The 12,589-nt window shown below is 30.2% G+C and carries 10 protein-coding genes; 7 read left to right on the top strand and 3 right to left on the bottom strand.

From position 1 onward, the window contains the following. Window positions 1-5: 5 nt before the first annotated feature. Entirely contained in the window at window positions 6-1,985 is a 1,980-nt protein-coding gene (locus BLS00_RS09350) for a methyl-accepting chemotaxis protein (RefSeq protein ID WP_091405285.1), read from the bottom strand. Window positions 1,986-2,231: 246 nt separating this feature from the next. Here BLS00_RS09350 and BLS00_RS09345 point away from each other — a divergent pair, with 246 nt between their 5' ends. After that, on the top strand, window positions 2,232-3,296 hold the full coding sequence (locus BLS00_RS09345) for a M24 family metallopeptidase (RefSeq protein ID WP_091405283.1): 1,065 nt from the start codon (window positions 2,232-2,234) through the stop codon (window positions 3,294-3,296). Window positions 3,297-3,307: 11 nt separating this feature from the next. Beyond that, the gene (locus BLS00_RS09340) at window positions 3,308-5,329 is read left to right on the top strand and encodes an alpha/beta fold hydrolase (RefSeq protein WP_091405281.1); all 2,022 of its coding nucleotides are present in this window, start codon (window positions 3,308-3,310) and stop codon (window positions 5,327-5,329) included. A gap of 15 nt (window positions 5,330-5,344) precedes the next feature. Here BLS00_RS09340 and BLS00_RS09335 read toward each other — a convergent pair whose 3' ends face one another. Then, entirely contained in the window at window positions 5,345-5,677 is a 333-nt protein-coding gene (locus tag BLS00_RS09335) for a hypothetical protein (RefSeq protein ID WP_091405278.1), read from the bottom strand. Between the two features lie 141 nt (window positions 5,678-5,818). Further along, the gene (locus tag BLS00_RS09330) at window positions 5,819-6,526 is read right to left on the bottom strand and encodes a tetratricopeptide repeat protein (protein ID WP_091405276.1); all 708 of its coding nucleotides are present in this window, start codon (window positions 6,524-6,526) and stop codon (window positions 5,819-5,821) included. Window positions 6,527-6,646: 120 nt separating this feature from the next. On the opposite strand from BLS00_RS09330, the gene iadA reads away from it, so the two are divergent. The 5 genes from iadA to BLS00_RS09305 all read left to right on the top strand — a co-directional run bounded on the left by iadA (window position 6,647) and on the right by BLS00_RS09305 (window position 12,586). Then, a complete protein-coding gene (iadA, locus tag BLS00_RS09325) occupies window positions 6,647-7,810 on the top strand; it encodes a beta-aspartyl-peptidase (RefSeq protein ID WP_091405273.1) in 1,164 nt (387 codons plus the stop codon). 341 nt (window positions 7,811-8,151) lie between these two features. Beyond that, window positions 8,152-8,955, top strand: coding sequence for a mechanosensitive ion channel family protein (locus BLS00_RS09320; protein ID WP_091405271.1), 804 nt, complete (start codon window positions 8,152-8,154; stop codon window positions 8,953-8,955). Between the two features lie 115 nt (window positions 8,956-9,070). Beyond that, a complete protein-coding gene (locus BLS00_RS09315; RefSeq protein ID WP_091405269.1) occupies window positions 9,071-10,003 on the top strand; it encodes an AAA family ATPase in 933 nt (310 codons plus the stop codon). Beyond that, on the top strand, window positions 10,003-11,244 hold the full coding sequence (locus BLS00_RS09310) for a DUF58 domain-containing protein (protein ID WP_091405265.1): 1,242 nt from the start codon (window positions 10,003-10,005) through the stop codon (window positions 11,242-11,244). Before BLS00_RS09315 ends, BLS00_RS09310 begins: the two co-directional genes overlap by 1 nt. Beyond that, the gene (locus BLS00_RS09305) at window positions 11,237-12,586 is read left to right on the top strand and encodes a hypothetical protein (protein WP_091405262.1); all 1,350 of its coding nucleotides are present in this window, start codon (window positions 11,237-11,239) and stop codon (window positions 12,584-12,586) included. Before BLS00_RS09310 ends, BLS00_RS09305 begins: the two co-directional genes overlap by 8 nt. The last annotated feature ends 3 nt before the right edge of the window (window positions 12,587-12,589 follow it).

Genomic DNA, 12,589 nt, shown 5'->3' with positions numbered 1-12,589 from the left:
TTTTATCAAATTTTAAATTTATTGATCTGTTGTGTAAGATTCTCCGAAAGAGCAGATAGTTCTTCTGAATTAGCACTTGTTTGTTGTGCTCCTTCAGCTTGATTGTTTATTGACTCAGTAGCTTGAGATATTTGTTCACTTATGTCTGAAACTGTTTTTGCTACTTTATCCATAGCTGCACTCATTTCTTCAGCTGAAGCACTCTGTTCTTGAGAAGTTGCTGTCATGTTTTCTATTCCGCTGTTTATTTCATCTATTTGTTTTAATATTGTTTCAAATTCTTCTGCTATTTCATCCATTTCCTTGTTTATTTCGTTCATATAAGTAACCGTATCTGAAGATGAAGTGGAAACATCTTGCGTGCTCTTTTTGATCTCTTGTAGTATCTTTGCTATTTCTTCTGTTGCTCCGCCACTTTCTTCTGCCAATTTTCTTATTTCATCTGCTACTACTGCAAATCCTTTTCCAGCTTCTCCTGCCCTCGCTGCTTCTATTGCAGCATTAAGTGCCAATAAGTTGGTTTGCTCTGTAATTGAGTTTATTGTTTCTACAATTTGACCAACATTTTCCGCTTTTTTGGCCAAAGTTTCGACCTGTTCTTCTGTAGCTTTTGATTTCTGATTTGCATCATCTATTTTAGCGTTTATATTTCTTATTTTTGTCGCACCATTGTTTGCGGCATTATTTGTATTTTCTGCAGAATGAGATAAACTTTGTGCAGCTTTAGATAACGATTGTGCACTTGCTGCTACCTCTTCTACTCCACTTGTAACCTCTTGCACTGAAGCTGACGCATCTTCAGCATTCCTTTCTATAGTCTCAACTTGTGAATTCAATTCTTCTGAAGTTGCTGAAGCTTCTTCTGCTACACTTGCTAAATCAGCAGATGATGAATTTATCTGATCTGATGCTTCTACTATCGCAGATATAGTATGTCTTAGATTATCTCCCATCTCATTAAGTTCATCAGCCATTATTCCTATCTCATCGTTGCTATTAGAAAAAAATTTTGTGGTAAGATCTCCTTTTCCAAATTTGGTTATGTTTTTACTTAAATTCTCTATTGGATTAGTGATAGATCTCCTCATAAAAATAATTCCAATTAGCAGTGCCACAACTATAACTATAATTGAAAAAATTATTAAAGTGGTTATAATGGAAAATGGTTCTTGTAACACTTCTTCTTCATCAACTACAGAATAAACATACCACCCTGTGCTATTCATTGTTGAAAAATAAGCTATTTTATCGACTCCATTATATGTATATGTTATTTTCCCTGAATTACCTTCTCTTTGAGTAAAAAATTCTTCGTTTGATACATCCAATCCTATGTTTTCACTATTTGGATGAACAAGTGTTATACCCTTTTTGTTGACAATGAAAGAATAGTTTGATTTATATTCAGTTTCTTGTGAAACTACTTTTACTAAAGCCTGCATAGATAAATCTAACCCCAAAACACCAACAACTTGACCGCTTGAAACTATTGCTTTTGACATAGTTATTAGGGTATCTCCAATCGAAGCGTCAGAATATGGGTCGGTAATAAAGATTTCCCCTCTGTTTTTAACCGCTCCTGAATACCAAGGTCTTGCAGTAGGGTCATAATCACTTGGTAAATTTTGGTCTGGTTTTATCAACATTGTTTTATCTCTCAAACCAATATAAGCCGCTCTAACTTGATCATAAGACTCATAGATATTTTGAAAGTTAATCAACATCCACTGTCTTTCATCAAACTCATTTGAATAAGCACCCTGAACGTTGGCATCTTCAGAAATATAATTTATCATACTTTCAAGAGTTTCCAAATAATTATCAAAAAAATCTTTAGAGCTCACATTTCTTGTTTGTAGTAAGACATCTACATCTTCAACCTTTTGGTTATAAAATGAATAAGCGTTGTATATTGTTAGTAGAACTAAAGGTATTGCGGAAATTACTACTATCAAGAGTACCATTTTCCCTCTCAACGATTTCATAAAAATCCCTCCATATTTTGTAGTCGATAAGAATCATCACCTTAACTAATTATAGCATAAATAAAAAGTTAAAGTTTGATACAAATATGTGAATTTAAAACCTTTATTTTTTTAATATGAGGGCTTATATGTTATATGATACAAACATTAATATTAAAGGTTTTTTGATAATTTGTGCTATTATTTAATTGAAGGATTTTTCTTATAATTATTTAATAAAACTGTGTGAGAATAGGAGTGTGAAATATGAACAAACAAATTGAAAAATTAATTGAAAAAATGAGAAAAGATGAAATATCGCAATATATTGTTGGTTCCACAGAAGATATTTTCTATTTGACAGGTGAATGGATAGAATCAGGGGAAAGATTGTTAGCTCTTTTGATTGATACCAACACACAACCAATACTATTAGTTAATAAATTATTCCCCATTGAAACTGAGAATTTAAATATAGTTTATTATTCAGATTCAGACGATCCCGTAAAAATACTCTCAGAATTTATACAAAAAAACAAGAATATTGCTATCGATAAAAATTGGCCTTCCCATTTTCTCATAAAGTTAATGAATATGAAAAGTATAATTCCTGTAGATAAATCAATATTTATTGATGAATTGAGAATGATCAAAACTCCAGATGAGATCAAAAAGATGAGAGAAAGTTCTAAACTTAACGACCAAGCTATTGAAGAGGTTATTGATCTTATACCAGAAATGCTGCCAGAAAAATATGTCGCAAGAGCGGCAGAAAACATAATCAACAAAATAGGTTTTTCTGGAGTCAGCTTTTCCCCGTTAGTAGCATTTGGGGGAAGCTGTGGAGAACCTCATCACGAAAGCAATATCACAAAATTAAAAAATGGAGATTCTGTGATAATAGACATAGGGGGCATAAAAGACCGATATTGTTCAGATATGACAAGAACTGTTTTTTATGGTGAACCAGGAGATACCGCAAGAAGAGTGTATGACATAGTTTTACAGGCTAATTTAAAAGCAATAGAAAGTGTAAAACCTGGAGTTAAATTTTCTGAGATAGATTTAGCTGCAAGAAAATATATAGAAAAAAAGGGTTATGGAGATTTTTTTACTCATAGAACAGGCCACTCTATTGGCATAAACGCTCACGAATGGCCTTTTGTAAGTGAAAACAACAATATGGTTGTTCAACCAGGAATGATTTTTTCAATAGAGCCTGGTATATATATACCAAATCAATTTGGTGTAAGAATTGAAGATTTGGTATTAGTCACTGAAACAGGAGTGGAAGTTCTAAACAATTACACAAAAGAAATGCAAATATTATAAGAGGTGAAAACATGGAAAAACTATACATAGCTTTAGTTACTGCAATAACTGTTGGGTTAGGTGTATTTTTTTTCATGCCCGAAAAAGATTTCAATAAGGAGTTCAACATTCCCGAGCCTTCAAACATAAAACTCAGTTTTATTGAAAAAAACAAGGCTAATTTAAGCTGGAAAAACAACTTTATAGGAAAGAACGTCATTGTTTTTTTAGATGATGTTGAAGGAAACAGGATTGCCTCTTTTATTTTAGAACCAAATGTGAATAACATAGATATTGAGTTAAAAGAAGGAATAGACTATAAAGCTTATATTAGGGCAATATCTAGCCAAGGAAGTTATGCAGATAGTAAAAATATTTATATAAAATTCTTTAACTCTCAAGCTGATGAAGCGATTTTTCGTGGTGAGGATGTTGAGTTAAAAATATACAAAAAATCTTTTATTGAAGGATTTAACACTCTGATTTATTCTATTGAAGATGGGGAAAATTCATTTATAGATATTTCATATTTTAGGCCGGAAAATTTGACGATTTTAAAAAGTGTAACTTCACAATCCACGTCTAACATAAAAGATGTTATTTTTCCGTTTGGTATAAAACATACTGGAAAAGAGGCTTTTGACTTTCCTAAATATATGAAAGTGTTCTACGAAAATAAAATATACAGAGATTTTGCAATAAGAAGAAATGAAAAATACTACCCAGTGATATCTAAAGAATTGACAAGAGATGAGTACGAAAACATATACCCCACTTTTTTTGAAATTTTTTCAGAAAATTTTTTGAACATTCCAGTAATACAAAATATGAAGGTAAAACTATTCTACAAAGATTATAAAAAAGTACCTTCTTATGCAGAACTTTGGAAACAAAAACCTTATCAAAAGAACATGACTTTCAAGCAAGATCTTTTCGTAATAGACGATTATATCACCAGAAATGAGGTATCGTATAGAATGCCGGAAAAATTGATGAACAATGCGTCTGGTGTTGAGCTAAAAGATAAGGCAGTAATATTCATTCACGGCCTCCAATTTGTGAGATTAGATCAGGATTATAATAATAATGGAGATTTTCCATGGAGATATAACAGAAGGTTCGATTACTTCAATAGTTGGTTCGAATATATATATAAAAATCCAGAAAAATTCGAGAATTTTGATTATTATGAGTTTATTTACGATACACATTCTATGACAGCAGAAGAATTTGGAGAACAATTAAACAAAATAATGGATGAAAATGGTTTTTTTGATGAAAATGGTTATAAGGAAATATATTTGATCGGCCATTCAATGGGTGGATTAGTAGCGAGATATGCTGCTAACGTTCAATATAGGCCAAATATAGAAAAAATAATAACTATTAATGCAGTAAACAAGGGATCTCCTTTCCAAAATTTACCTCAACTATTTTATTCAGAATTGATTTCGAACTACACTTTCAGTTTGGATATAGTTGAACCTTTGTACAGTATTTTGACCAAAACTATAAATAGTATAATAGATAAAAAACCTTTAGATATAAGTACTGAAATAGAAACAATTATGAGAAAAAACCCTCTTTTGTTCCCAGTTTTATTTTCTGAATACGGCATTTTAGACACTTTTCAAGGTGGTATGTCTATAAACTATGTAAACCAAGAGTATCTATCTGCTTTAGAGAATAAACTGTATTCGAATATTCCTTTTAACGACTCGATCTTTAAAATAAATGATAAAATCAAAAAACTGAACGATGAAGACATGTATTTAGAAAAAACAATTATTTTCCTTTCTCAAATAAACCAATATACATCAAAACCTCATTTTAACTTCACTTATTCTGTTTTGAAAGCATTCTCAGAGGTTGCTGGAATTGAAGATGAAGACATGATTAACAATGATGGGGCTGTAACATTGGATAGCCAAATGCTCGAAGGTTATGAAGGACCAACCATAGATAAAACTTTTTATGAAAATACTGTTCACGAAGATATTTTAAAAAACAAAAATTTAATAAAACGAGTTTTTGAAGAGTATATATTAAAATAATGCCTTTTACAGGCATTATTTTTTTTCTTCAATTGCTCCAATATAAGTTAAAGGATCTTCTTCAAAAGTTGTTATTCCCCAAACTATTTTTTCATTTTTCCTTCCCATTGAATATGTATAATATAAATCAACTTTCATATTTTCTAAGTCAAGACTTTTAAAATTTTCTGTTAAAAAAACTTCAGAATACCAATCTTCAGGTTCATCAGATACTAAATCCTCAGCTATAATAACTTTGTAAGAGCCAAATCCATTTTCCAAAATATCATGAACTCTTTTCAATTTTTTCAAGCTATACTTTTTTTCATTTACCTCGACTTCTATTTCCGCTTTTTTATCGTAATACATTTCTATACCTCCGTTGATGATTTATAAAATAAAAAATAGGGACCCATATATAAGGCCCCATTAATATATTACATGAATTACTATAATGGATTTTTACGCAAACAAAATTATAGATTACGATATTTTAAATAATAAGAAAAATCATCTGAGCTCTTCTAAATGTTTTTCAGCTTCCATTTTTGCTTCTTCTCCTTGAGCTACGAAATTAGGATGAACAGGTCTTTCTAATACTTCTTCAAACATTTCGATTGCCTCTTCATCTTTTCCCCATTCTTTGTATAAAATCCCTAACTCATAATATGAGTTAATATATGTTGGTTCTGCTTCTATAGCCTGTTTTAAATATTGCTCGGATTTTTTATTATTTCCTGCCGGCCAAGGAGTGTCTCTATATCTCATTCCCATAGCAACCAAAGCCTTAAAATTATTTGGATCCAACTCTATTGCGGTAGAGATATAATCATCAAAGTCCCCAAGCATAAACAAACTGGATACGATTCCTTTGTATTGAGCAAGTCTGCCTATAGCAGCACCGGCCACATAATTTGTATATGTGGTACTTTCAATTTCAACAGCAGCTTCACCTTTTTCAACTGCTTTTTCGTACATATCTTCTCTTATTGCATCATCTGTGTATCCCCAGTTGGCAATTTCAGTCATGGCTTCTGCATTTAATGCCATAATACTGGCATCATTTGTGTTATTTTCTGTTAAATCGATAACAACTTCCATCTTTTCAACATTTCTTTCTGAATTTGCTCTAACGAATTGTGTTCTTAACTCATCAAAACCAACGGAAAAAACCATTAATGAACTAATAACAAACAAAACAATCATTAATTTTTTCATTTTCAAGCCTCCTTTATCTGTCTACTCTATTATATCATTTTTATTAAGCTAAAAAAATATGTTAATAAATCAATTCCAATTTTATAAATTTATGTTAAAATAAAATCGAGGTGATAAAAAATGATACTGATAAAAAACATCCAAGTATATTCCCCAAAATTTTTAGGGAAGAAAGACATATTGATTGCGGGAAATAAGTTCATTGCTATTGACGAAGATATTAATATTGATTATGACACAAAAATTATAGATGGAAGAAATTTAATTGCTATTCCTGGGTTAATTGATTCACATGTTCATATCACCGGGGGTGGGGGAGAAGGTGGTTTTAATACCAGAACTCCTGAATTGAACGAGATAGATATGATAAAAGGTGGAATTACAACTGTTATTGGTACTTTGGGAACCGATGGAATTTCCAGAACTATGGAAGATCTAATAGCAAAAGCTAAATCAGTTAAAGATAATGGGTTCTCCTGCTGGGTATATACCGGAAACTATCATGTTCCAACTATAACGCTAACTGATTCTATCGAGAAAGACATTATGTTTATCGAGGAAATCATTGGAGTTGGAGAGCTTGCAATTTCTGACCACAGATCTTCATATCCAAGTTTTTATGAACTTAAAATTCTTGCAACAAAAGCCAGAGTAGCAGGTATGTTATCTGGTAAATCTGGAAAAGTAAACGTCCATGTTGGAGGGGGGAAAGACCTTTTAAAGCCAATTTTAGAAGTAATTAAAAGAACCGATATTCCTATAAAACAATTTATTCCCACTCACATGTCAAGAAACGAAAAAATTCTTGATTCAGCAATTGAGTTTGCTTCTTTAGGGGGGTTGATAGACATCACAGCATCTTCGACAAAAGAAATAATAGATGCTGGAGAAAAAAAATGTTCTAAAGCAGTTAAATATCTACTTGAAAACAAAGTACCAATAGATAATATTTCTATCACTTCTGATGGACAAGGGAGTTTACCTGTTTTTGATAAAGAAGGAAACAATATAGGTTTAAAAGTTGGGAAAGTAAAGTCTGTATATGAAGAGATAAAAGATATGGTTAAAAGTGAAAATATTGATTTATCAACGGCTTTAAAAACTGCTACGAGTAATCCTGCAGACAATTTAAAACTCAAAAACAAAGGGAAAATACATAAAGATTTTGATGCGGATATTATTTTGTTGGATAAAAAAGACTTATCTATCAATTATTATGTCGCAAACGGCCGTATAATGATGGAGAACAAAGATATTTTATATAACCCAAAAGTTATTGTATAAAATTCCATTTCTTAGAATAAAGAGAATTTTTTATTATATTCAACCTTATTTATCACAAAACACCGTAAATCATTGAGAATGTTGGATTGATTTTATTTTATTATGTGGTAAAATAAAAATGAAAATGAGATATGATTCAGTTTACACTGTAACATAACCGTTTTCCTCCCATGAGCTATATTTCTTCCAAAACTGAAAGTTCATAAGCACCTCCTGGGGTTCTGGTAGACTCCTTTAGGATAAAAAAGAAGGCTTTAGCCTTCTTTTTTTATTTGTTAAAATGTTTTTTTACTTATATGTTATAATATGTTATAAATATTTTTTAATAGGAGGGATTACTTGTGGAAAATTATGTAGATGTTGCAATTGATTGGGGAATAAGAATTGGATTAAGTATACTTATTTTTGTAATCGCAAAAATTGTTGGAAATATCATATATAACACCATAATAAGGTTATCAGAAAAAACCAAAAAAATTAAATTTCAATATAAAAAAACGATGAAAACATTGATAAATTTAGCAATGTATATAATTGCTGCTTTCATCATTATTTCTGTATTATTCAAAAATTTAGGCCCTATGGTTGCTGGCTTAGGAGTTAGTGGTATTGTAATAGGTTTAGCTGTTAAAGAGCCTTTAGGAAATTTGATAGATGGGATATTAATAATGATGAACAAATTGGTAGTCGAGGGAGAAGCTGTAGAAATAAATAATTATTCTGGATCTATAATAGAAATAAATCTAAACCATTTAAAACTAAAAACTTGGGATGGCCAAATGATAGACATACCAAATACGGTCGTATGGAATTCAAGTATAATTCACTACTGGCCAGAAGACATAAGAAGAAATGAAATATCAGTTGGAATAAGTTATGATGATGACATACCAAAAGCAATGGAATTACTAAATGAAATTATAAACAATTTTGAAATGAAATATATAGACGACGACCATCAACCTGCAGTATTATTTCAGAAATATGGAAGTTCTTCAATAGATTTTATTGTTAGATACTGGGTAAAAAGGCCTGATTTCTTCTCTTCTAAAAACGAATTAGCGAAGATAATCAAAAAAGAATTTGATGAAAAAGGTCTTACAATACCATTTACACAAATAGACTTACACATGATGAATCAATAAAAATTTTTAGAAAATAATTCGAGTTTTAACTGCTCCCCATTTGGGGAGCTTTTTTATGTAAAGTATGCTAAAATGTTATAGAAATCTTATAATTGTTAGTACTTGGAGGTGCTTTATGGAATCGTCAAAACTCACAAAAAAAATAATTGAAAACGTCTCAAAAGTTATAAAAGGGAAAAACGAAAAAATTGAAATGATAACGGCAGTCTTTTTGGCAGAAGGCCACATTCTTTTAGAAGATTTACCTGGAACTGGAAAAACCATGTTATCAAGGGCTTTTGCAAAAACTCTAAACTTAGATTTTAAAAGAATACAGTTCACTCCAGATTTAATGCCTTCTGATTTAACTGGTTTGAATATTTACAACAGAGAAAAAAACGATTTTGAACTAAAAAAAGGTCCAGTTTTCACTGATATTCTTTTGGGAGACGAAATCAACAGGGCAACACCAAGAACTCAGTCAGCTTTGTTAGAAGCTCTCGCTGAAAATCAAGTTTCTATAGATGGGACTACACATAGGTTGAGTGATGATTTTTTCATAATATCAACTCAAAACCCTATTGAATACGAAGGAACATTTCCTTTACCCGAAGCCCAAATGGACAGATTCATGGTGAGAATGTCCATTGGTTATCCAGAAACATCTGAAGAGATAAATATGCTCAATTCTCAACAAAAAAGCCATCCTATAAACAGTATTAGCTCCGTTGCAAATGATGAAGAAATAGATAAATCAAAAGATGAAATAAAAGATATAACCGTTTCTGAAGAAGTGAAAAATTATATAATAAGAGTTATAAACAAAACAAGAAATCATAAAGATATCAGAGTTGGTGCAAGTCCAAGAGGTTCGTTAGCCCTTATGAAACTATCTAAAAGCTTTGCGGCTATAAAAAATAGAGACTTTGTTATACCAGATGATATAAAAGAAATCGCTGAATATGTACTAAGCCATAGAATTATATTGAATCCCGAAGCAAAGATTAAGGGTGTTGAACAAATTGAAGTTATAAGGAGAATAATCGATGAAGTTCAAGTGGTGGTTTAATGACAAAAAATAACAACACACTTTTGGCATTAACAGCTTTTTCAATAGCGCTAAACATTATAGTTTTCAACTATTTTTCAATAGCTTTATTTATTTTTTCGATCTTTCTTTGGTGGGATTATTCAAAAAAATATAAAGCTATTAAGAATTTAAAAATTGAAATTATACCAGAATACAAAAGTGCTTTTAAAAAAGAAGGTTTTTATCTCGCTGTAAAAATTAAAAATGTTGAAAAAACAAAAATCAACGTAAAAATTAGTCCAGCTTCAAAAGTAATGTCTGTTACTCCAAAAAAAGTAGATCTGGAGTTGGAGCCTGAGGAAGAAAAAGAATATAGATTCAGAATGTATTTCAACACATCTGGTGAACATCATTATGGTAATACTTTCATAACGCTCTTAAACAATTATTTTTTATATGAAATAAACAGAGAAGTAGAAAACAATCAGAGCATAAAAATTCTGCACGATTATTCAAAAGTGGAATTCGATAAAGAAGAGATAAAAAGGCTACTCCCAGAAAGAAAATCTAAATACAACATATTGGAAGACACGACTTATATAGATAAAATAGATGAATATAACGGAGAACCGATGAATAGAATTCATTGGAAAGCAACAGCCAAGATGGATAAACTTATGGTTAAAAAATTCAACTATACCTCTACTGGAAAAATTTATATGTTCACAGATTTGAACATTTCAAAAAAGTCACCAATAAACAATTTGATTTGGAAAGATTTGAGAAATATTTACGAAAATTATGCAATAAAAGCTTCTTTAGGGCTTATAAAACTATTCTGTGAAAGAAAAGAATCTTTAAACGTCACCATAAACGCAAAAAAAATCAAGAAATTAAAAGGAAACAACTTGGAGATGTATTTCAACGAGTTTTCTGATGTGCAAGGAGAAATGAGCTCCGAAAACGATCTCGATTCTCTAATGTTAGAAGAGATCCCTTATATGACTGTTGAAGATACTGTTATAATCATTTCACAATTTTTAGACGAAAACAGTCTACCAGAAATTATAAAAGTAAAGAGTTCTTCCGCAAAAGTTATTGTATTTCTCATCCCACAAGGGTTTAAAGAAGTTTGGGAAAGCGACGCAGATGTTTACACAACATTCAGAAAAGAGATGAAGGATTTAGAAAAATCAGCGAGAATTCTGGAAGAGAACAATATAATTGTGAGGTTGGTATCTTTTAATGATACTCTAATAGAGGTGTTCCAAAGTGTCTAATAAAATAGAAAAAATAGTGTTAAATTGGATATTTCCTTTATTAATAATTCTTAGCTTTTTTGATTACAGCAATTTCAATTACTATTTTTTGGGTATGTCGCTTGTAATATATGTGTGGAAGAATTTTCCCTTGAACATAGTATTGAATTTATCATATTTAATAATAACTCTTTTAACCAGTATTCCATCTCTATCGGCTATTAACATGCTAATAATAATTATTTTATTGCAAATATCAAAAAATTCTTCACCAATGCGGATAATATCTTATATAACAGCGATGGCAATTTATTATAATTTCATGATGAACATAAATTTCATCATTAGTATAATCACTTTAGCAGGGATTTTGATTTTCAGCTATGTAAAAGAGAAGAAAAAAATATTTTTATACTTGTTAATACCAGTTTTACTACTAAGCTTTTTTAATGAAAATTTTATAATATTCAACAGTTTAGAAAAACAAAATCTTACTCAGGAAGAAGTTGTAGAGGAAAAATTTTTACCCGAAAGCAATAAAAACAATGTACAAGAGAACAAAAATATTCCAGAAGAAACTAATAGCTCAAAAAACAATATCTCTATTTCAAATCAAGGAGAATATCAATCATCACAAGAACCTCAAGATTTGATGATTTATCAGAGTTTGATACTTTTGGTAGCTTTGTTCACACTGCTTTGGATATTCTTTTACCACAAAATGTATGAAAACAGAAAAGCTTTAATTTATTCCGCTATATCCATTTTCTTTGTGATTCTTTCTATATTCACTATATTGGCGTTTGATTTTAACGATTTAAAACCTTATAGCCCTGACGATGGTACGGGACTAACCCAAGAAAAAATAGAAAGCAACTTAATATACAGGACAATATTAAAAGCACAGGATAACATCGATAATATCGATGATTACGCTAATCTAAGTTTTGAAGAAAAAACATCTGCTTTAAAGATTATCGAAAATATAATCAGATACTATCTTTTAACTACCTTAGTTGTATTATCTGTTATTGTCTTTTTTATAATAAGGTCTAAAAGAGCTAAACCTAAAGACCAAAAAACAAAGAAAGAAATAGAAAAAGAAAAAAAAGAAGTTTACAATAAAGAAGGAATATATTTAATTGACAAAGGATATAAATTTATAAGAAATAATTTTTATTCTGAGTATTCTTTTCTTACACCTTATGAATTGTTAGAAACAGTCCCTGTAAGTTCTGAGTTTAAAGAATTGACTGATTTATTTGTACAAAAAGAGTATGGAACAAAGGAAATAGATTATTCTGACAAACAAATTAAAAAATTAATAGATAAAATCATAATTCAAATGGAAGACCTATATTAAAAA

Source organism: Geotoga petraea, from assembly GCF_900102615.1.
GTDB classification, from domain to species: domain Bacteria; phylum Thermotogota; class Thermotogae; order Petrotogales; family Petrotogaceae; genus Geotoga; species Geotoga petraea.
The sequence above is the reverse complement of the archived record's forward strand: the minus strand, read 5'-3'. Positions and strand labels throughout refer to the sequence as shown.